18 protein-coding genes are annotated in these 21,709 nt (G+C 32.8%); 5 read left to right on the top strand and 13 right to left on the bottom strand.

Annotation, left to right across the window (positions count from 1 at the left end; translation table 11 throughout):
* Positions 1 to 213: 213 nt before the first annotated feature.
* The 12 genes from K8Z87_RS12200 to K8Z87_RS12255 form a co-directional block, all read right to left on the bottom strand.
* Positions 214 to 786, bottom strand: a complete 573-nt coding sequence (locus tag K8Z87_RS12200) for a nucleoside monophosphate kinase (protein WP_227477852.1) — start codon at positions 784 to 786, stop codon at positions 214 to 216.
* 228 nt (positions 787 to 1,014) lie between these two features.
* Complete coding sequence (locus K8Z87_RS12205; RefSeq protein ID WP_227477853.1) at positions 1,015 to 1,878, bottom strand: thioredoxin family protein; 864 nt, start codon at positions 1,876 to 1,878, stop codon at positions 1,015 to 1,017.
* 119 nt (positions 1,879 to 1,997) lie between these two features.
* Positions 1,998 to 3,179 (bottom strand): tyrosine-type recombinase/integrase, encoded by a 1,182-nt coding sequence (locus tag K8Z87_RS12210; RefSeq protein ID WP_227477854.1) that lies wholly within the window; start codon positions 3,177 to 3,179, stop codon positions 1,998 to 2,000.
* 295 nt (positions 3,180 to 3,474) lie between these two features.
* The gene (locus K8Z87_RS12215) at positions 3,475 to 4,221 is read right to left on the bottom strand and encodes a YebC/PmpR family DNA-binding transcriptional regulator (protein WP_227477855.1); all 747 of its coding nucleotides are present in this window, start codon (positions 4,219 to 4,221) and stop codon (positions 3,475 to 3,477) included.
* 116 nt (positions 4,222 to 4,337) lie between these two features.
* A complete protein-coding gene (locus K8Z87_RS12220; RefSeq protein WP_227477856.1) occupies positions 4,338 to 4,628 on the bottom strand; it encodes a 4a-hydroxytetrahydrobiopterin dehydratase in 291 nt (96 codons plus the stop codon).
* A gap of 30 nt (positions 4,629 to 4,658) precedes the next feature.
* Positions 4,659 to 5,489 carry a sugar nucleotide-binding protein gene (locus K8Z87_RS12225; protein ID WP_227477857.1) on the bottom strand — a complete coding sequence of 277 codons (831 nt, stop codon included), beginning with the start codon at positions 5,487 to 5,489 and terminating at the stop codon, positions 4,659 to 4,661.
* Between the two features lie 26 nt (positions 5,490 to 5,515).
* Complete coding sequence (locus K8Z87_RS12230; protein WP_227477858.1) at positions 5,516 to 6,430, bottom strand: glutaminase; 915 nt, start codon at positions 6,428 to 6,430, stop codon at positions 5,516 to 5,518.
* The gene (gene gcvT / locus K8Z87_RS12235) at positions 6,431 to 7,513 is read right to left on the bottom strand and encodes a glycine cleavage system aminomethyltransferase GcvT (protein WP_227477859.1); all 1,083 of its coding nucleotides are present in this window, start codon (positions 7,511 to 7,513) and stop codon (positions 6,431 to 6,433) included.
* Positions 7,514 to 7,638: 125 nt separating this feature from the next.
* Complete coding sequence (locus tag K8Z87_RS12240; RefSeq protein WP_227477860.1) at positions 7,639 to 9,969, bottom strand: glycoside hydrolase family 113; 2,331 nt, start codon at positions 9,967 to 9,969, stop codon at positions 7,639 to 7,641.
* 121 nt (positions 9,970 to 10,090) lie between these two features.
* On the bottom strand, positions 10,091 to 10,612 hold the full coding sequence (locus K8Z87_RS12245) for a DUF7935 family protein (protein WP_227477861.1): 522 nt from the start codon (positions 10,610 to 10,612) through the stop codon (positions 10,091 to 10,093).
* Positions 10,613 to 10,626: 14 nt separating this feature from the next.
* On the bottom strand, positions 10,627 to 12,186 hold the full coding sequence (locus K8Z87_RS12250; protein WP_227477862.1) for an FMN-binding glutamate synthase family protein: 1,560 nt from the start codon (positions 12,184 to 12,186) through the stop codon (positions 10,627 to 10,629).
* Positions 12,187 to 12,190: 4 nt separating this feature from the next.
* Positions 12,191 to 13,465, bottom strand: coding sequence for an amidohydrolase (locus K8Z87_RS12255; RefSeq protein WP_227477889.1), 1,275 nt, complete (start codon positions 13,463 to 13,465; stop codon positions 12,191 to 12,193).
* Positions 13,466 to 13,871: 406 nt separating this feature from the next.
* Here K8Z87_RS12255 and K8Z87_RS12260 point away from each other — a divergent pair, with 406 nt between their 5' ends.
* Complete coding sequence (locus K8Z87_RS12260) at positions 13,872 to 16,202, top strand: ATP-dependent helicase (RefSeq protein ID WP_227477863.1); 2,331 nt, start codon at positions 13,872 to 13,874, stop codon at positions 16,200 to 16,202.
* 98 nt (positions 16,203 to 16,300) lie between these two features.
* Positions 16,301 to 16,921, top strand: a complete 621-nt coding sequence (locus K8Z87_RS12265; RefSeq protein WP_227477864.1) for an L-threonylcarbamoyladenylate synthase — start codon at positions 16,301 to 16,303, stop codon at positions 16,919 to 16,921.
* Positions 16,922 to 16,923: 2 nt separating this feature from the next.
* On the opposite strand, the gene K8Z87_RS12270 is transcribed toward K8Z87_RS12265, so the two are convergent.
* On the bottom strand, positions 16,924 to 18,129 hold the full coding sequence (locus tag K8Z87_RS12270) for a multidrug effflux MFS transporter (protein ID WP_227477865.1): 1,206 nt from the start codon (positions 18,127 to 18,129) through the stop codon (positions 16,924 to 16,926).
* A 67-nt stretch (positions 18,130 to 18,196) separates the two neighbouring features.
* Here K8Z87_RS12270 and K8Z87_RS12275 point away from each other — a divergent pair, with 67 nt between their 5' ends.
* From K8Z87_RS12275 to K8Z87_RS12285, 3 genes are all read left to right on the top strand, one after another.
* Complete coding sequence (locus tag K8Z87_RS12275; protein ID WP_317207426.1) at positions 18,197 to 18,646, top strand: DinB family protein; 450 nt, start codon at positions 18,197 to 18,199, stop codon at positions 18,644 to 18,646.
* A gap of 25 nt (positions 18,647 to 18,671) precedes the next feature.
* Positions 18,672 to 20,441 (top strand): ABC transporter ATP-binding protein, encoded by a 1,770-nt coding sequence (locus tag K8Z87_RS12280; RefSeq protein WP_227477866.1) that lies wholly within the window; start codon positions 18,672 to 18,674, stop codon positions 20,439 to 20,441.
* Between the two features lie 105 nt (positions 20,442 to 20,546).
* Positions 20,547 to 21,638: an amidohydrolase family protein gene (locus K8Z87_RS12285; protein ID WP_227477867.1), complete on the top strand. Its 1,092-nt coding sequence runs from the start codon at positions 20,547 to 20,549 to the stop codon at positions 21,636 to 21,638.
* Positions 21,639 to 21,709: the final 71 nt, after the last annotated feature.

Raw genomic sequence — 21,709 nt, forward strand, 5'->3', positions numbered from 1 at the left:
GAGTTATCTGAGTCTTCTTTCTCACTACATCCAATTACAGATACTAAGGCTAAAAATATTATAATTCTCTTCATTTTTTTATGTTGGGTAACGTGTTTGTGTATGATTTCGTTGCGTGTTTCAGCAACTAAATTAGTAAACTAAAACGAACCAGAGGAAATTCCGAAGGAATTTCCAAGTAGGCTAGAACCTAGCAATGAATTATACACGTTGTTAGGCACAGTCTTTTATTCTTCGTGTTATATATTCCGAATTTAAATTCTTAATATAATCCATTTCTATTATTTTCCATTTAGATTTGTCGGTTACATTTTGAATCTCAGCGATCTGTTCACGTCTTCGAGTAAATTCAATTTTCCATTTTTCAATGACTTCATCACCATATTTATCCAGCCATTGTTTTTCTATTGGATTTTTAAAATGGTTGGTCATAAATTCTTTTGGTTCACGTTGTTTGAAATACCAAATATTTTCCAATTCAATATTTTCATCAGTTAACACTTTCTTTAATCCGTCAAATTGTTCAATGGTTCTTGGATATTCTAGAAACAATACATTTCTATCAACTTCTTTTAAGTTTTTAGAGATAAATCTTCCAATTATTTCAGTTGTCAGCATTTCTCCGCTCTCCAATATTCTAGTCATTTCTTTCCCTAAACTATCATTGTTCCTCAATTGCTCTTTTAATAAATTACCTAAATTAAAAATCGAAGAATTTAATTCAGACGATAATGTGCTTCCAATTTTATTTTGTGAAAGTCGCCAGTCGAGGAATAGAATGTTCAATTTTCGCATTTTTTTCAGATTGTGCCTAACGGTTTAGCTAAGCGTAGTGCGGAAGGTAAGGAAACGTTACGTTTCCGCCGTAGCACTAAGCTAAAGCTTTTTGTTTAGTTATTATTTTTCTTATCCAAAGCTAAATCGGAAAGATTTAGCGACATCATAAATATACACAGACCTTTTGATTTAGCACTAAACTCCGCATTACGTTTAGGTTTTGTTGGCAACTGGATTTTACCCTTTTTTAGCTTCATCAAATTGCTTTTGGAATAATGACGTCATTCTCTCTGCGCTTTCTTTGCTCAAGGCTTTATTTACAAATTCAACAGCTTTATCAAATTTTTCTTCATTTTTATGTTCAATTGCATCCTCAAATTTACCAAAACTAAAGAATACAAGTGCTACGTTTACATCGGTCTCCCCATAGAGTTCAGTATATTTTTCTTTTCTTTCAAGAAAATCATTTGCGATATTTATAGGGACATCTTTTGCAAAATATACTAACGTTGAAAAATATTCTTCAGATGTGAGGTCAGTATTCGTTTTCCAATAATTTTTAAAATCTTCGCTTCTGGTCACTTTTGTATTGTCCCTATTTACAAAATCTATATAAAACTTAGGGTAATTGGATATTTTTATCGTATTCGAATATCCTTTTAAAATTTTTTTTTGTTTATCAAGTTCGATAGATTGGTCTGTAAATTCGTATACTGCTTTGCTCAATTCGTCAATATTTTCGCTAGCAAAACCATATTTTCGATTTACTACAAATCCTTTTCTGTTAAGAATTATTCCAGTAGGATAGCTATTTACGTGGTGTTTTTTCGATAAGTGAAATTCTTTATCTTTCTCAGCATCGTATCTTAAAAGCACAAAGTCTTTAGCAAGTTTTTTACTTTTGTTCTTATCTTGAAAAATCCATTTATCCATTTTTTTACAAGGTTTACACCAAGTTGTATAGAAGTCAATAAATAATAGTTTGTTTTCCTTTTTAGCTAATTTTTTTGCTTCATTGTAATTTTGTTCTACAATAGTTAATTCTTGGGAAAACCCAATAATATTAGTGCTGAAAATCAGAAGTGTAATTAATTTTTTCATTGAATATGTTTTTATTAAAGACTTTATTTTTTTATCAATGTTGCAAATTTTTTACAATTGGGTTTATCAATCTTGTTGCCAACTCGTTATATCACTACTAATATACGTATTTTTAATTTTTATTTACTGGATAATAGGAATTTTTGTTCCGACTTTTCATTTGTAGAAAATTGCTTTATGGCCAAATCTAATGGACTACTAATATCTAGTAAATCTTTTCTAGCTACGTGTGTGTAAATCATTGTAGTTTCGGGCTTAGAATGTCCTAACAACTCTTGTATATGCCTTAAACCTACACCATGTTCTAATAAATGAGTAGCATAACTATGCCTTAGCGTATGCGGCGTAATGTTACGTTTTATACCAGATGCTTTACATGATTTGCTTAAAAATTTACGTACACTGCTTGCAGAATATGGTCTCCGTTTTGGGCCTTCTACAAAATAAACACTGGGCTTATAGGTTAAAATGTAATTGTGAAGCAATGGCAAAAAGCTATCAGCAATGCTTACAAATCTATCTTTTCGTCCTTTACCAGATCTAATATGTATTTGTTTTCTTTCTACATTAAAGTCACTTAACTTTAAGGTTAATAACTCTCCAATTCTAAGCCCAGAGGAATAGAGTAGTGTTAAAATAGCACGATGCTTTAGGTTTTTGGTATGCTGAATGATACCTATCATTTCTTGTGGCGATAAAACGATAGGTAATTTTTTAGAGCGTTTAGGTCTAGTCAATGCTAAATTACTAATTTGAGTATCTGGGTAAAACAAAATAAATTGCTTTATGGCACTAATAAATTGGCGTTGTGTACTAATAGAGTAATTGCGTTTTAAAAATACCGACTCAATAAATAATTCTACATCTCTGTTAGATAAATTTTTTAAATCAATTTTATTATGATATTCAATAAAATCTGCAATAAAAAACGAATATGTATCTACTGTACTTTTACTGTAACGCTTACCCTTTAAATAAGTGTAAAAATTGTTAAGAAATTGACGTTGTATATTATTTATATTTCGTTTGCGTTTTACAGGAAAATAGTCCTTTTTCTCAACGGCTTTTTCAAAAAGTAATCGATTATCAATCTCTGCAGAGTCTTTAAATGTAGAATAAATTAGCTTTAAGTTTTTAGAATTATTTTTTACATACCAACTCTTTAAGGTTTTACTCCATTTTGCTTCCGGAATATGTTTTACAACATTTATTAATGACCAATCATGCTTAAATCCTATTAAAATTTGATTTTCATTTCTATGATTTGCCACAGATAAACTTACAATTGGTAATTTGCTCATAACCTTAAAAATTTGACTATAAGATAAGAAAAATTAGTGTACTAACCCGTTGTTTATGTATAATTTATATAATATTAAACGTTAGATCAGTTTGAATGCTTTTGAGATACAAAAAAGTGTATCGATAATTATTTTAGAACTATAACTCGTATTCTCTATAGAATTTTCATTATTCCAATAGTTATCGAGGCATTTTGAAAAATCACTCGAATTGATAGAATTTCACTTCAAAAGCATTTGTACTAATAAAATATATTGTACTGTGATGTAGTAGATTAAAAATATTGATGTCTTGCTATTCTGCACTTTCTTCCATAGTATGATATACATTTTGTACATCATCATCTTCTTCAAGTTTTTCAATAAGTTTTTCTACATCTTTAACTTGATCTGCTGTTAGTGTCTTAGTCACTTGCGGAATACGTTCAAAACCAGAAGATATAATTTCAATATTATGACTCTCTAAATACGATTGAATGTTTCCAAAACTCTCAAATGGTGCATAGATCATTATACTAGTAAGCTCATTGCCATCGGCATCTTCGTCTGTATCTTCAAAAATTTCTTCAACTCCATAGTCTATCAATTCTAACTCTAGCTCTTCTAAGTCTAATGTATCTCCTTTAATTTTAAAATTACAAGTATGGTCAAACATAAAAACTACAGAACCAGATGTGCCTAAACTACCATCACATTTATTAAAATAACTACGTACATTAGCTACTGTACGTGTATTATTATCTGTAGCTGTTTCTATCAATACGGCAATGCCATGCTGCGCGTATCCTTCAAAAAGAACTTCTTTATAATCTCCTTGGCCTTTATCGCTTGCTTTTTTTATGGCGCGTTCTACATTGTCTTTAGGCATATTTACAGCCTTAGCATTTTGTATAACAGCTCTTAAACGCGAGTTACTAGCAGGGTCTGGACCTCCTTCTTTTACAGCCATAACAATGTCTTTACCTATACGTGTAAAGGCCTTACTCATTGCTGACCAGCGTTTCATTTTGCGTGCCTTTCTAAACTCAAAAGCTCTTCCCATTGAAAATTATATTTTCATTTCCGTGAAAACGGAAATCTCATTAAACAATTTATTAAAATGACCAAAATTTTAGTCGATTCCAAATATAATTCTTTTGCAAAATTCTACAAACTGAATTATTCCTCTGGCTCTACAATATACGCTATAGCTTCAGCCAATTTAAAATCGTTATCAGTAACTCCTCCGGCATCATGCGTAGATAATGAAATTTTTAAAATATTATAGACATTAGACCAATCTGGATGATGATTTAAGGCTTCGCACTCAAAAGCGATACGACTCATAGCACTAAAACAATCTTTAAAGTTTTCGAATTCAAATTCTGTATGTATAGCACCATCAAAATAATCCCAATCAGGGAATTGTAATAATTTAGCTTCTATTGTGGCATCGTTTAACTTTTTCATACTTAGATATTTCTTTAAAAATATTTTAATTTATTTACGAAGTTCTTCAAGAACTTTCTGACTTGTGATTTGAAGGTGTTTTGGTAAGCGATTATACTTTGGTAATACGGCTAAATAACGATCTTCATTTGTAGTGTAAACATGCTTTAAAGCTACTTTGTTTTTATTTAGGTCTGAAATAATTTCTTTGATAAAATCATCATGATGCACTAAATCAGTGCTGCCTAAATGAAAGATGCCAGATTTGTTTCTATTAATAATATAATGAATTTGCTGTGTTACTTTTTTATCTAAAGTAACATTCATAATTAAATTAGGGAAAATCTCAACAGGTGCTTTCTCAGAAATTAATTGCTTTATTTCTCGTATTCTTGGACAATTACTACCAAATACCATTGGTAAACGCAATACGGTAACTTGTTTTTTTGGCATGCGTAATAGCATGTTTTCGATCTTAATCTTAAAATGTCCGTAGACGCTATTGCTTAAGGTTTTGTCGGTTTCGTAGCTTGGGTATTTGCTATAAGCATCAAACGCATTGGCAGACGATAAAAATATGATTCTAGTTTGGTGCTCTAAGGCATATTCGGCCACATGTGCATGTGCTATAGTTTGTGCATAAAAGTCTCCTCGTAGCGCAGAGATAATAATATCTGGTTTTGTAGCTTCAAGAATTTCATAAATATCATCTTCTTCTACATTATACTGAAAGAAGTGTTTGTTTTTTTCGTAGTCTTTTTTAGGACTAAAATAGGTGCCAAAAGTTCTAAAGTAATCGCAGAGTTCTTTATAAATGGCACTTCCGAGATAACCACTAGCACCAAGTATAAGTATTCTATGTTTAGTTTGTTTGCGTACCATTAATATATTCTATACTCAGTGACGCATTAAAAAATAGATAATTGTGTTTCGGTGGTAAATAATTTTAAAGCTTGCATACCTAATAATGAGTTCCCTTTTGCATTTAAGCCAGGCGACCAAGTTGTTATAGTAAAGGTATTAGGTAAAAGTGCAACAATGCCACCGCCAACACCACTTTTACCAGGTAACCCTACTTCAAAAGCAAATTCTCCAGCTTCATCATAAAATCCGCAAGAGAGCATAATAGCATTAATACGTTTAACTTGGCTTAATGTAAGATAATCTTTATGCTGCGAGCAAGTACCTCTGTTAGCAAATACATAAAATGTATCTGCAAGTTGCTTACAATTCATTTCAATAGCACACTGATGAAAATAGAAATCTAATACCTCATCAACATCATTCTCTAAATTACCGAAGGATTTTAAAAGATTTGCAGCAGCAAAATTTTTATAGCCAGTCGCTTTTTCAGAAGCTGCAACATTTTTATTAAAATTAATAGTAGGATCGTTTGCCAAATCTCTAACAAAATTTAAAAAATCGGCTTTCGGATTTTTTAAATGCGATACTAATATATCGGCAATAACAATAGCACCCGAATTTATTAACGGATTTCTTGGTATACCGTTTTCTAGTTCTAATAATGATAAATGGTTAAAAGGATTACCTGATGGTTCTACATTAACACGCTGCCATAATTGCTCACCTATAATAGAAAATGCTTTAGCTAAGGCTAATACTTTAGAAATACTTTGAATAGAAAATGGGGTATTTGTATTTCCAACAGAAAATTGATCGCCGTTTAAAACATTTAAATGAATTCCGAAATTATGAATATCTACATGTGATAATTCAGGAATATAATTAGCCACTTCTCCTCTAAAATGCGATGCATTGAGTTCTGTATATATGTTGTTTAAAATGGCGCTATAATTTTGCATCTATTTTTTATAAAAAGGTAATTTTACTACAGTTGCCGGAATAGCTTTTTTACGCACTTGAATATTAATTTTACTATCTACAGCAGCAAAAACCTTAGGCACATAACCTAAGCCAATACCAATGCCTAAACTAGGGCTCATGGTACCAGATGTAACTCTACCAATGGTTTTACCTTGTGTATCTACAATATCATAACCATGACGCGGAATACCGCGTTCGTCGAGTTTAAAGGCTACTAATTTATTTTCAGGCTTACGTAATTTTTCAGCCTCTAAAGCTTCACTATTAGTAAAGGTTTTGTTGAATTTACAAACCCAACCTAATCCTGCTTCAATAGGCGATGTAGTATCATCTATATCATTGCCATATAAGCAGTAACCCATTTCTAAACGTAGCGTATCTCTTGCAGCAAGACCAATAGGTTTAATACCAAAATCTGCACCAGCTTCTAAAACTTTATCCCATATTTGTTTTACTTCAGAATTTTTGCAATAAATTTCAAATCCACCGCTTCCAGTATAACCTGTAGCTGAAATGATAACATGTTCTATTCCCGCAAAATCACCAACTACAAAATTGTAAAAGTTTATGGCAGACAGATCATGGCTAGATAAAGACTGCATGGCTTCTACAGCTTTTGGACCTTGTATAGCTAATAAGGAATAATCTTCGCTTAAATCGCGCATATCTGCGCCAACATCATTTTTTGAAGCTATCCAATTCCAATCTTTTTCTATATTACTGGCATTAACGACTAAAAGATACGTTTCATCTTTTATCTTGTAGATGATTAAATCGTCAACAACTCCGCCATCATCATTAGGTAAACAACTATATTGTGCTTTTCCTATATCTAATTTTGAAGCATCATTACTAGATACTTTTTGTATAAGATCTAATGCCTTTGGGCCTTCAATTAAAAATTCTCCCATATGAGACACATCAAAAACACCAACGGCTTTTCTAACGGTTTCGTGTTCTATATTAACGCCTTCATATTGCACAGGCATATTATAACCCGCAAATGGTACCATTTTAGCTCCAAGGGCTTCGTGTGTAGCTGTTAATGCTGTATTTTTCATTTGTATTAAATTCAAAAAATTGATGCGCTAAATTAATGAAATTTTGCGTTAAAGTAGAGTAGTAGCTATAGTTAAAATATAGTAAAAGTTATCGGCTAAATTTAAAGTGATTATTTGCTCTATAACTAAAGAGAAAACCATTTACGAACCGTAGCTTCTGCTTTTTTGTTATTAGGTGTAAACGACGTATTCTCTCGACCACGATATTCTAAATAACTTGGAAATTTCCACCACAGAATACCACGACACCATTCCTCGTCTTTAATACCGTTAAAAATCACCTTATAAGCTCTATCTTGATGTTCTTCATTAAAGATGTTGTTATCTCCATCTGAATAAGGTAATTTCCATGGTGCGTTTAAGCTCCTAAATCCTATTTCTGTAAATACTATTGGCTTTTTGTAGGTGTTGTATACCGATTTTATTTTCGTTTTTACATCTTCAAACGTAGCATTTAACTCTTCGTCAGTAGCATTATTTTTATCGCTTAATGGATAGTAAGAATTAATACCAATAAAATCGAGTTCATTCCAAAGGCTTACGGTTTCAAATTCTTTTCCCCAATTGGCGCAATACGTCATTTGACCAGAGTATAATCCACGAAGATTTTTAATCATTTTCTCCCATTCTTCTTGATGTGTAAGCATAGCTTTAGAAAACTCAACACCAACGGCAAACATTTCAATATCATGTATTTCAGCTAAAAAGGCATAATGTCTAATCCATTTGTAATAATACTTAAAGAATTTTTGCCATTGCGCTTCAGTTTTAAACTCCATATCACCAGACCAACCTCTACCAACAAAAACTTGAGGTTTAAGTAGTGTAGACATACCGAGTTGTTTGGCTTCATAAGCAGAATGAATAACTCCTTGATCATTCTCTGAACGAGCACTTTTATTTAAAGATAAATATGTAGGATCTGTATCTCCGCTATTTCTTATATAACTATATGGCACAATAGTAACGGCATTGGCGCCCATGTTTTTTTGTTTGGTTAAAGACTCTGTAGCTTTACGAGAGAGATAACCATTGTAAATGCCATAACCTTCATGCGCAAAATTAAACCCTTTTAAATAAGATATATAGGGTTTGCGCTTTATTGCAATAGGAATATTATCGGCTATGGTTTTGAGATGTGTTTTCCAACCGATTTCTAATTGTTTTATTTCTATTACTGTTGGTTGCCAGGTGTTATAACGCTCTAAGAATATAGATTTGCCCCATGTTTTAAGTAAAAAATCAACTAAAATTGCAGACATACAATCTACAACTAAACCCGATTCGTTTTCTATAAGCGTATTGTCAAATAATTCTTTTAAAGATAATGTATTATTAGATTTTACTAGTCTGCCAACCCAATATTTATAACCGTTGCGTTGCCATTGTGTGGTAAAGTATACAGGTAAACCTCGTTGTAACGTTAAAGATTTTGAAGTGCCTAATACTTTTTGAATAATTAAATCATTTTCTTTCTGAATGTAGTTGTCACGGTATTTATCGTTAATAATAGTATGTACAGAAAAATCACTGGTATTAAAATGCGCTTGTTCGGTAATCCCTAACATTAAGCCTTTGTCTTCTGCAGTTTTATAAATGTGATAATTAATCTTTGGTAACAATTCTGTTGTATTGGTAAATTCTAAAATAGCAGTTGTTGAGGTTTCTAATGTTGTTGCTAATTGCGATACTTTTGAAGGCGACATCTCCTTTTGATGCGATATAATATTAAAATGCTCTGTTTTATTAATCGTATCATTTCCTGACGAATAATCGAAATGAACTTTACGATCTACTTTCCAAGATGCATTAAAATCACCCATGGTAACCTTAGAATTGTTTCTGTAGATTTCATAATCCATATTCTGAAAATAAAAACCACGTCGCCTTCTACCGCTTTGCTCTAATTGTTTTTCTAAAAAATTATAAACCGCATTGGCGTCATTACCAGTGATAAGACTAAAAGGTAATGTGTTATTCTCTGGGTTTGGATAAGACATTAAAGAAAAGATGTCTTGTTTTTTATTGTAGGTATTTTGGTTAAAACGGAGACTGTTTTTGGTAAAATTAAGCGGTAAGTCTTTAGAGAATTCTTTAACTAAAGGATTATCTTCTGGTGTACCTACAATAAAAAGTACATTATTAGCTTTGTCTTGAGCTGTTAACTCAGAAACAGATTTGTATGTTGTAGCGATAGAAAAACGGCCTTGTTGCGGAGCTTTAGAAGCCGTTTCTAACAGAGTACGATATTTAGTTTCTAAAGCTGTGTTTTTGGTACCAAAAACAAATAATACAGAACGTTTTTCAAATCCGTTGCGTTGTAATTGACGTTTCGTTATGGTTGAGTCTATTTGTGTTTCAGGTGTTAGTATAGCTAAATCTTTCTTAGATGTAGAGGTATTACAACATAGTAATGTTATAGCTAAAATAAAAGTTAGGTATACCCCGTTTTTCATAGGTTAAAAATTGAAACGTTAGTTTGAAGGGCTTAAAATACTATTTATTGCATAATTAGTATTTAAATATAAGTTAAGATTGATAAAGTGTCTTAAAATAGAAGACTAACTAAAAGATTAACTACCACATTTCACTCACTTCATTTTTAATAAAAGAAAGCGCTGCATTACTTGGTGGTTGTTTGTCCATAAGATCAGTTAAAATAATCTCGCGTAACTTGTTTGCTGTTTTTGCTTTTTCTAGTAAGCTCGCCTTACGAATCATTTGAATAGTTGCATTCTTGGCGGCATTAATAATACTCCAACATTCGTCAGAAACATAGATTTGTTGCGATAAATTATGTTCAAACTCTTGTTCAATAGTAGCTATAAGTAAGGCTTCATAATCTTCTTTATTAGAAGAAGTTGGATGGACTCTAATTAATAATTTAGAAGGAGATATGCGTTCTAAAAAAAGTGCCATGCGTTCATAGGCTTGTAAGCGTATAGGAAAGGCATCTTTTTGCAAATCTTTTTGAAGTGTAAATTTCCTTAAATTAAATTCGTTTTCAATATGCTGCTTAAAAAAATAGTAAGCAATACCACCAGTAATTAGTGCTGGTATTGCATATAAAAAAAGGTCAAATAGTTTATCAGTATCCATTGTTTAGTATGTTTTTATGTATTATCATTTCCGCCTAAATGTATACAATCTTTTAGCGATTGCATACTTTTAAATGGTACAGGTGTTTTTTCGTAACAATACGTTTTGTTTAGCGCTTTCGCTAAATTTTGATCATCTACATTAACTTGAACATCACCCATATTAAATTGCGCAGGATGTTCATGGCCAGCTGCATGTGTAATTTCAATAAGCTCTTTTCTAAAAGTTTTAAAATATTGGGCCAAACGTTCAGATTTTAAGGTGACATTAATACCTTTTTGTAACCACTTGTTTTGGGTTGCAACTCCACTAGGACAATGATTTGTATGGCATACTTGCGCTTGTATACAGCCAATGCTCATCATAGCTTCTCTAGCGACATTAATGCAATCTACACCCATAGCAAATGCCATAGCTGCTTTTGCAGGAAAGCCTAATTTTCCGCTACCAATAAAAACAATACGATCGGTTAGGTTTTTCTCTTGAAATAATTTGTACACTTTACTAAAGCCATAAACCCAAGGTAAGGACACATGATCTGCAAAACTTGGAGGTGCAGCTCCTGTACCGCCTTCGCCACCATCAATAGTAATAAAATCTGGACCTTTATTTGTTGAACTCATAATATTAACGAGCTCTTCCCATTGTTCAGTTTTACCAATAGCAGCTTTTACACCAACAGGTAAGCCTGTAGCTTCAGCTATAGATTCAATAAACTCTATTAACTCCGGAACATTAGTAAATGCCGTGTGATGCGGTGGAGATAATACATCTTCTCCAAGTTTAACACCTCGTATTTCAGCAATTTCCTCAGTAATCTTTGCGCCAGGTAAAACACCACCTTTTCCAGGTTTAGCACCTTGCGATAATTTAATTTCTATGGCTCTTATAAAAGGATTTTTGTTAACGAGCTCTACCATTTTATCCATTGAAAAATTACCTTCAGTATCTCTAACTCCAAAATAACCTGTCCCAAAATGAAATACAACATCACCACCATTACTGTGGTATGAAGATAGTCCTCCTTCTCCAGTATTATGATAAGCTCCTGCCATTTTGGCTCCTTTGTTTAACGAATCTACAGCTCTAGCCGATAAAGAGCCAAAACTCATTGCAGAAATGTTAATGATCGATGCTGGGCGAAAGGGTTTTCTACGATTGCTATGTTTCCCCATGACTTTAGCACAAGGTAAAAAGCAATGATCAGTAGCATTTGGATGATCATCTCCTATTTTATAGGGCATCATGGCATTGGTGATAAACATATGCTGGTATGCAAAAATATCACGATCAGTACCAAAACCTTCATAGTTGTTTTCTTTCTTCGCAGAAGCGTATATCCAACCGCGTTCAATACGATTAAAAGGTAATTCTTCGCGATTATTGGCGACCAAATACTGCCTTAATTCTGGACCTATTTTTTCAAGAATATACCTAAAATGTCCAATAATAGGAAAGTTGTGACTTACGGTATGTTTTTTTTGAAAAACATCTCTAATGGCAATTATTATTAAAATTAAAATAACCCATTGCCACCATGTAACTGCTTGTAAAAAGTTTAAAAAAGTATCCATTTGTCTAATAATTTAAATAATCAAACGACATTTGAATAAATGTCTTTACACCTAATAAAATTCCGCTTTCATCAATAAAAAAATCAGGCGTGTGATGAGGTGCCGCTTCAGATCGAGGTGTATTTACAGGTTTACCTCCTAAAAAGAAATATACGCCAGGAATTTCTTTTTGAAAAAAAGAAAAATCTTCTGCACCTGTAATAGCTTTCATTAAAATAACATTGTCTTTACCAGCAACTTTTTCAAAAGAAGGCAACATTTGTGCGGTTAAATCTGGGTCGTTATAAGTAATTGGATAGCCTTCATCAATATCAACCACAGCTTCTGCACGATATGCTTTTGCAAGAGTAGGAATCATCTCTTTCATGCGTTTATGAATCTGTGCTTGCATATCATAATCTAATGTTCTTAACGTCCCAATAATTTGAGCAGATTCTGGGATGATGTTACTACGAACACCACTTGTAAATTTCCCAATAGATAATACTGCAGCTTCTTTAGTAAGCGGTGACTCTCGACTAATAATGGTTTGTAACCCATCAATAATCTTAACGCTAGCCATAATAGGGTCTACACTTGTCCATGGTGTAGAACCATGACTTTGTTTTCCTGTAACATTAATTTCAAAACTATTTACAGCAGCCATAATGCCAGCAGGTTTATAGGATATGGTTCCAACATCATTTCCTGCACTAATATGTAAACCAAAAATAGCATCTACATCAGGGTTTTTTAAAACACCTTCTTTTACCATTAGCTTAGCTCCACCTTCTTCTCCAGGAGGCGCACCTTCTTCGGCAGGTTGAAAAATGAATTTAATTGTACCTTTTATTTTATCGGTATTATTTGCCATAATTTCAGCGACTCCCATTAAAATAGCAATATGTGTATCGTGACCACAAGCGTGCATAACACCAACCTCAGTATCTCTAAATGTAGAAGTCACTGTAGATTTAAAAGGGACATCAGTACGTTCAGTAACTGGTAAGGCATCAATGTCAGCTCTAAGTGCTAAAACTTTCCCTGGGTTATCTCCTTTTAAAATTCCAACGACTCCAGTATGCGCAATAACGGTTTGTACTTCCATTCCTAGAGATTTTAAATGCGCAGCAATTTTTTCAGCAGTTTTAAATTCACGGTTAGACAATTCTGGATTTTGATGAAAATGGCGACGCCATTCAATAACCTTATCTTCAATGTCTATAATGTCTTTTTCAATTTTGTTTTGTGCAAAAGACAAAGACACTCCTAGAAAAAGAAAAATATAAAATGGTTTCATAGACTTAATTAGTTTCATAGGGTTAGTGATTTAATATAATTCTGAATTATAAAAGCTAAAGATATTTAAAATTTAATAAACTTATATCCGTTGTTTTAATATTGAAGTAATGCAGTCATAGCAGACAAAGCAAATTTTACATTTGAGTTAACAGCAGTTGCTATTTTGCTGTTAATTGACATAGCGTTTTTAGCACTTTCTGAAACATCAAAAATCACTTTAAAAATAAAACACCGAATGTTATAAGTATATATAATGGATAATGTGTTTTTATATAATTATTTTTAATAAACATATCGATATAAAATAGGATTACAAATTATCTGTAGATTGTTTATAATTATTAATAAAACCGCCCATTAATAATGTATACTTTGGTTATTTTCACAATTCGAAAATTTAAGATTTGGAAAACTATTTAAGTCAACTTAATGAAGCACAATTAGCGCCAACTTTACAAAAAGATGGACCGATGATTGTAATTGCAGGCGCAGGATCTGGTAAAACACGTGTACTTACCTATAGGATTGCCTATTTAATGAGTCAAGGTGTGGATGCTTTTAATATATTGGCATTGACATTTACCAATAAAGCGGCTCGAGAAATGAAAGGTAGAATTGCGGATATCGTTGGTGATAGTGAAGCAAAAAACCTTTGGATGGGAACATTTCACTCTGTTTTTGCAAAGATTTTGCGTTTTGAAGGTCATCATCTTGGTTTTCCTAGTAATTTCACGATCTACGACACGCAAGATTCTCAAAAACTTTTAGGTTCTATAATTAAAGAAATGAACCTCGATAAAGACATCTATAAAACAAAACAGATTTATAGTAGAATATCTTCATACAAGAACAGCTTAATTACAGTAAAAGCCTATTTTAAAAATCCTGAATTGATTGAAGCTGATGCTATGGCACGTCGACCACGTATGGGAGACATATATGCAGCATATGTAGATCGCTGTTTCAAAGCTGGCGCTATGGATTTTGATGACTTGCTCTTACGCACTAATGAGTTGTTAACGCGTTTTCCAAACGTTTTAGCGCAGTACCAAAATAAGTTCCGTTACATATTGGTAGACGAGTATCAAGATACCAATCACTCGCAATATTTAATTGTAAGAGCTTTAGCAGATCGCTTTCAAAACATATGTGTAGTTGGTGATGACGCGCAAAGTATCTATGCATTTCGTGGGGCAAACATTAATAATATTCTAAATTTTCAAAAAGATTATGATGATGTAAAACTTTATCGATTAGAACAAAACTACCGATCTACAAAGAATATTGTTGGTGCAGCTAATTCTGTTATAGAACACAACAAAACAAAGCTTGATAAAGTGGTATGGACTGCTAATGAAGAAGGCGAGAAAGTAAAAGTTAATCGTTCTTTAACCGATGGTGATGAAGGACGTTACGTTGCAAGTACTATTTGGGAAACAAAAATGAATCAACATCTACATAATAGTGATTTTGCAGTATTATACAGAACAAATGCGCAATCTAGAGCTATTGAAGATGCTTTGCGTAAACGTGATATCCCTTATAGAATCTATGGAGGTTTATCTTTCTATCAACGAAAAGAAATTAAAGACGTTACTGCTTATTTAAGGTTAATATTAAATCCATCGGATGAAGAAGCTTTAAAACGAATTATTAATTATCCAGCAAGAGGAATAGGTCAGACAACTGTTGATAAATTGGTAGTAGCAGCAAATAATTATGGTAAAACTATTTTTGAAGTTTTACAACAGTTAGAAAATATTGACATTAGTCTTAACAATGGTACAAAAAACAAACTTAAAGATTTTGTAACGCTTATTGAAAGTTATCAGGTAATGAATCAGAATGCTAATGCTTTTGATTTGGCTGAACACGTTACTAAATCTAGTGGTTTAATACGTGAGTTTAATAAAGATGGAACACCTGAAGGAATTACGCGATTAGAGAATGTTGAAGAGCTTTTAAACGGTATTAAAGATTTTGTAGAAGGGCAAATAGAAATTGCAGATGCTAATGGTTCGCTTGCAGAATTTTTAGAAGATGTGGCTTTGGCAACCGATTTAGATGCAGATAAAGGAGATCCAAACCATGTAGCACTAATGACTATTCATTTAGCAAAAGGCTTAGAGTTTTCTCATGTATTCATCGTTGGTTTAGAAGAAGATTTATTTCCTAGTGGTATGAGTATGAATACGCGTAGTGAGCTAGAAGAAGAGCGACGTTTATTTTATGTAGCTCTGACAAGAGCAGAAAAACAAGCTTATTTAACATACACACTATCGCGTTACCGTTGGGGAAAATTAATAGATGCAGAACCAAGTCGGTTTATAGAAGAAATTGATGATCAATTTGTAGATATTATTACACCATTGAAAGAACAAAACTTCAACCCTATGCTAGATGCTTCTATATTTGGCGACATAGAACCTAATAAAATAAGATTTGCTAAGCCTAAAACGGCTACCATAAAACGAAAAGATAAAAACTCTAAACTTGAAAATTTTGTAATTAGCACTCCTAAAAAAATGAAACCGTTAGCAAAATCAGAAGATAATACAAATCTTTTTGATCATAAACTGACTGTTGGTAATATTGTAAGACATCAGCGTTTTGGAAAAGGCGAAGTGCTTAAGATTGAAGGTAAAGGAGGTGATGCAAAAGCAGAAATAAAATTTGAAGTTGGTGGTTCTAAGAAGTTGTTATTACGCTTTGCTAAACTTCAGATATTGAGATAATATAAGAGATAAGAAGTAAGAAGTAAGAAGCAAGAGGAAAGAGATAAGAGATAAGAGGAAAGAGATAAGTTATAAGTGCATTGTCTCAAGAAAATAAAATGGCCGAATTCATTAAAATATATCCAGAAAACCCTAACTCAAGAGCGATTCAACAAGTTGTAGATTGCTTAAAACGAGGTGGATTAATTATTTACCCAACAGATACGGTATATGGATTAGGCTGCGATTTTACAAATATTAAAGCCTTAGAGCGCGTGGCAAAGTTAAAAGGAGTAAAGCTAGAAAAATCAAACTTTTCTTTTGTCTGCGAAGATTTAAGTAATCTTAGCGATTATGCAAAGCAAATCGATAATTCTGCATTTAAAATTCTTAAGCGCGCTTTGCCAGGACCTTATACATTTATTTTGCCAGGAGCGAAAACACTTCCTAATCCATTTAAAAAGCGTAAAACGGTTGGGATTAGAGTTCCTGACAATAGCATAGCCATAGCGATAGTTAATGCCTTAGGAAACCCAATTGTATCAACCTCAATTAGAGATGATGATGATATTATTGAATATACTACAGACCCCGAATTAATTCTAGAAAAATGGGATGATAAAGTAGATCTTGTTATTGACGGAGGTTATGGAGATAATGAAGCTTCAACCATAATAGATTTATCTGAAAATCCACCTTTAATTGTTAGAGAAGGTAAAGGGAGTTTAGAGATTTTTTAATGCTAAAAAGATCTTAATGTCGTTGGCTTTTTTATCAAATAAAATAAAATTAAGCAAATCACACCTGTAATAAAGAACCCTATAAATAAAGGTAACACAGAGGTATTGACAAAACTTCCAATATAATTTGCTATAGGAACAGCCATAATAGTAGATATAAAACCATTTAATGCGGCTCCAATACCAGCAATATGTCCCAGAGGTTCCATAGCTAAAGCTCTATAGTTTCCAAATAAAAACGCAATGCAAGTAAACTGAAAGGCTAAGAATATAAGAAAGGTTAGTATGCTAGGATTTCTACCAGAAGAAAACAATATAATGTAAATTAGTGCAACAACAATAAAGCAGATCAGAGCAATATGTACAATACGTCTCATCCCATATTTTACGACTAAAGTGCTATTGATATAAGTAGCAAAACCTATTGCTACAGCCATACTGGCAAATATGTAGGGAAACAAATCTCCTAAACCATATTGTTCTTCAAAGATTTGCTGAGAAGTGCTTAGATAAACCATAAATGATCCTGTAATAAAACCAGAAAGTAAAGTATAAATTACGGCAGGTCTAATTTTAAAAAAGGCAATTGTTCCTGTTTTAAATATGGCAAGACGAAAAGGGATTTTGTGTTTTGAATGTAGTGTTTCTGGTTGTCGTCTCCAAAACCAAAGCATAACTAATATGCCAAAAATTAATGTAAATACGAAGATGGATTTCCAATTGTAATGATGCAATAAAAACTGACCAAGCGTTGGAGCTATAACAGGAACTAATATAAAAGCCATCACTACTATAGATAAAATCTTAGCCATATAATCACCACTATAAGAGTCTCTTACCATAGCAATACTCATGGTGCGTGGAGCAGATAGCCCAATGCCTTGTAGTACACGGCCAAAAATCATCATTTCAAAACTCTTTGTAGTTAAGCATATTAATGACGCTATAATAAATACAAAAAAACCAGCATAGACTATGGGTTTTCTGCCAAAGCTATCAGACAAAGGACCAAATAGCATTTGGCCAATACCTAACCCAAGAAAAATCATGGTAATCAATTTCTGATTGTCATTAGGATTCTCTGTACTTAAATGAAACCCAATCTCTGGTAACGCAGGCAAAACAGCATCAATCGATAATGCTACGATAGACATTAAAGCAGCCATCATAACAATAAATTCTAATTGAGTGTGTTTTTGGTTTTCCATTGTGCAAAACTAAACTAATTATTAGCTACTTTTAGCCTGCATAAATGTCAATTTTATATTAATTATAATGAGTATGTTAACAGATACGCTAATACGAGTTTTTAATCGGGATCTTAACCGTCTAAAAGATGAAATCAATGCTTATAAAGACGAGCATAATTTATGGTTACTGCCAAAAGGTATAAGTAATACAGCAGGTAATTTAGCCATACATATTGTGGGTAATCTTAATACGTATATAGGCGCTAAACTAGGTGCTACAGGTTATATTAGACAACGCGATTTAGAATTTTCAATAAAAAACGTTTCAAGAGAAGACATCATTAATCAAATAGATGACGTCATGGTAATTATTGAAAACACATTAAAAACACTAACGACTGAGGATTTAGAAAAGGAGTATCGACGTAGAGACTCCGAAGCTTATATGACTACTGAGTTTTTCTTAGTCCATCTTACGACGCATTTAAATTATCATTTAGGACAAATTAATTATCACAGACGTTTATTAGAATAGTACTTTTACAAAAACAAATCAATTAATGCAACACTTAAAAGACGCATCAACTAAAGATAAAAAGAAACCTAAAGTTAGTATTAAAAAAGCTTTTAGAGACATTATTTGGCCTAGGAGAAACTTAGTGTTTATAGGTTTAGTTTTAATTGTTATTAGAAGTTTAGCCGGTTTAGTATTACCAATACAAAGTAAGGTATTGCTTGATGAGGTAGTGCCAAGTGGTAACGAATCAGATTTGTATATGCTTATTGCTATTGTTATAGGAGCTATAACAATACAAGCGATTACATCTTTTTTACTAACACGAATTTTAAGTGTTCAGGCGCAGTATCTCATATCAGAATTAAGAGCTCAAGTTCAAAAAAAAGTATTGTCTTTGCCTATTAGCTTTTTCGATAACACTAAATCTGGTGCATTAGTGTCTCGTATTATGAGCGATGTAGAAGGTGTTCGAAATTTAATAGGTACTGGTTTAGTGCAATTAGTTGGTGGTACGTTTACCGCAATAATATCTTTGATAATTCTTATTAAGATAAATGCTTGGATGACACTCTTTGTTTTTGTGCCGTTGTCTATTTTTGGTATAGTTGCGCTTAAGGCTTTTAAATACATTCGTCCCATATTTAGAACACGAGGAAAAATTAATGCTGAGGTTAAAGGACGTTTAACCGAAACGTTAGCAGGAGTCAGAGTAATTAAAGCGTTTAATGCAGAAGCTCAAGAAAACAAAGTGTTTGAAAAAGGAGTGAATGAAATTTATCAGAATGTCAAGAAGAGTTTAACAGCAACGGCTATAATGACAAGTTCTTCAACATTTTTAATAGGAATTGCCACTACAGGCATTATGGGTATTGGTGGCTATTATATGATACAAGAGACAATGACTACTGGAGAGTTTTTAGAATTCACATTTCTTTTAGCATTTATGGTAGCGCCCATTGTACAAATGAGCAATATAGGAAGTCAATTGACTGAAGCTTTAGCAGGTTTAGATCGTACAGAAGAATTAATGAATACTATGGCTGAAGATGAAGATGAAAATAGAACGGTAATTCTTGATAAAATTAATGGTGATATTGAGTTTAATGATGTGTCATTTTCTTATGAAGAAGGAAAAGAAGTCCTTCATAACATTAACTTTAAAGCACCTTCAGGATCAGTCATTGCATTGGTAGGAAGTTCTGGCTCAGGGAAATCAACTATTGCAGGATTATCAGCAACGTTTTTAAACCCTAAGTCAGGAAAAGTTACTATCGACGGGCAAGATATGTCTAAGATAAAATTGAGTAGTTACCGCGAACATTTAGGAGTTGTACTTCAAGACGAATTTTTATTTGAAGGTTCTATTCGTGAAAACATTTTGTTTCCAAGACCTAATGCTACAGAAGATCAATTGCAAAATGCCGTAAAAGCAGCTTATGTTAATGAATTTACAGACCGATTTGAAGATGGTTTAGACACTTTAATTGGTGAACGTGGTGTAAAACTATCAGGTGGCCAACGACAACGATTAGCAATTGCCAGAGCGATTTTAGCCGACCCTAAAGTAATTATCCTAGATGAAGCGACCTCTAATTTAGATACCGAGAGCGAAGCGCTAATTCAAAAAAGTTTAGCTGAATTAGTAAAAGAGCGAACCACAATTGTTATTGCACATCGATTGAGTACTATTAAAAAAGCAGACCAAATTTTAGTAATAGAAGCGGGTCATATTGCCGAGCGCGGTACACATGATGAGTTAATTGCGTTACAAGGTCGTTATTACGATTTATATACCTATCAAGCTAAAATATAAAACAACTAACGTTATAACACCTCTTGTTAAACCCATACTAAAATTAAAACTCAATAGTATAAGAATAGTATCTTTAGCTTTTTCAAATAAAAAATCACTAACAAAATGAATTTAAAACATTACGTATTAGCTGTATTTGCAATCTCATTATCTTTGGTAATTACGGCGCAAGACTTAACTTTTGAAGAATATAATCCTAAATCAACACTGGTTGTACCTGGTAAAATTATTAAACGCGCTAAATTTCCGTTTATAGATGTGCATGGTCATCAATACCGTATGCCAACTCAAGATTTGGCACCTGTAATCGCAGCTATGGATACACTTAACATGGGGTTAATGGTAAATTTAAGTGGACGCTCTGGTGAAGATTTAATGAAATCTGTAGCTAATATTAAAAATAATTATCCTAATCGTTTCGTTGTTTTTGCTAATATAGGATTTAATGGAAATGTAGGTAAAGATGGATGGATAGAAGCTACTGTAGCTCAGCTAGAACAAGATGTGAAAAATGGAGCACGTGGTTTGAAAATATATAAAGGACTTGGGCTTAGAGATAAAGATGTAAAAGGGGAACGTGTAGCAGTAGACGATCCACGTTTGGCACCAATTTGGGATAAGTGTGGAGAATTAGGTATCCCGGTATTAATTCATTCTGCAGATCCAAAATCGTTTTGGGATGATTTTGATGGTGATAACGAGCGTTGGTTGGAGTTAAAGACACGACCAGGCAGAAAACGAGGTGCTGATAATCCAGCTCCTTGGGAACAAATTATAGGAGAACAACATAACATGTTTAAGCGTCATAAAAACACCACGTTTATCAATGCACATATGGGTTGGTATGCTAATAATCTTGGTAAACTATCACAGTTACTAGATGAAATGCCAAATATGAATGTGGGTATTGGAGCCATCATTGCAGAACTAGGACGTCAACCGCGGTTTGCAAAAGCGTTTTTTATTAAATATCAAGACCGTATTTTGTTTGGAAAAGACAGTTGGAAGCCTGAAGAATTCCCAACCTATTTTAGAGTGTTAGAAAGTGATGACGAGTACTTTCCGTATCATAAAAAGTATCATGCATTTTGGCCTATGTATGGTTTAGACTTGCCAGACGAAGTACTTAAAAAAGTATATTATAAAAATGCATTACGTATTGTTCCTGGCTTGGACAAGAGTTTGTTTCCTAATTAGAATGAACTAGATATAATGAAAAAGTAGTATAAACGAAATGTTTATACTACTTTTTTGAATTTGGACACGTC

Source organism: Winogradskyella immobilis, assembly GCF_021887715.1.
Taxonomy (GTDB): Bacteria; Bacteroidota; Bacteroidia; order Flavobacteriales; family Flavobacteriaceae; genus Winogradskyella; species Winogradskyella immobilis.

Excerpts from the sequence above, each read along its gene's own strand:
- K8Z87_RS12205 (WP_227477853.1), bottom strand. The coding sequence starts at position 1,878 with ATGAAAAAATTAATTACACTTCTGATTTTCAGCACTAATATTATTGGG.
- K8Z87_RS12210 (WP_227477854.1), bottom strand. The coding sequence starts at position 3,179 with ATGAGCAAATTACCAATTGTAAGTTTATCTGTGGCAAATCATAGAAAT.
- K8Z87_RS12215 (WP_227477855.1), bottom strand. The coding sequence starts at position 4,221 with ATGGGAAGAGCTTTTGAGTTTAGAAAGGCACGCAAAATGAAACGCTGG.
- K8Z87_RS12220 (WP_227477856.1), bottom strand. The coding sequence starts at position 4,628 with ATGAAAAAGTTAAACGATGCCACAATAGAAGCTAAATTATTACAATTC.
- K8Z87_RS12225 (WP_227477857.1), bottom strand. The coding sequence starts at position 5,489 with ATGGTACGCAAACAAACTAAACATAGAATACTTATACTTGGTGCTAGT.
- K8Z87_RS12230 (WP_227477858.1), bottom strand. The coding sequence starts at position 6,430 with ATGCAAAATTATAGCGCCATTTTAAACAACATATATACAGAACTCAAT.
- gcvT (WP_227477859.1), bottom strand. The coding sequence starts at position 7,513 with ATGAAAAATACAGCATTAACAGCTACACACGAAGCCCTTGGAGCTAAA.
- K8Z87_RS12240 (WP_227477860.1), bottom strand. The coding sequence starts at position 9,969 with ATGAAAAACGGGGTATACCTAACTTTTATTTTAGCTATAACATTACTA.
- K8Z87_RS12245 (WP_227477861.1), bottom strand. The coding sequence starts at position 10,612 with ATGGATACTGATAAACTATTTGACCTTTTTTTATATGCAATACCAGCA.
- K8Z87_RS12250 (WP_227477862.1), bottom strand. The coding sequence starts at position 12,186 with ATGGATACTTTTTTAAACTTTTTACAAGCAGTTACATGGTGGCAATGG.
- K8Z87_RS12255 (WP_227477889.1), bottom strand. The coding sequence starts at position 13,465 with ATGAAACCATTTTATATTTTTCTTTTTCTAGGAGTGTCTTTGTCTTTT.
- K8Z87_RS12265 (WP_227477864.1), top strand. The coding sequence starts at position 16,301 with ATGGCCGAATTCATTAAAATATATCCAGAAAACCCTAACTCAAGAGCG.
- K8Z87_RS12270 (WP_227477865.1), bottom strand. The coding sequence starts at position 18,129 with ATGGAAAACCAAAAACACACTCAATTAGAATTTATTGTTATGATGGCT.
- K8Z87_RS12275 (WP_317207426.1), top strand. The coding sequence starts at position 18,197 with ATGAGTATGTTAACAGATACGCTAATACGAGTTTTTAATCGGGATCTT.
- K8Z87_RS12280 (WP_227477866.1), top strand. The coding sequence starts at position 18,672 with ATGCAACACTTAAAAGACGCATCAACTAAAGATAAAAAGAAACCTAAA.
- K8Z87_RS12285 (WP_227477867.1), top strand. The coding sequence starts at position 20,547 with ATGAATTTAAAACATTACGTATTAGCTGTATTTGCAATCTCATTATCT.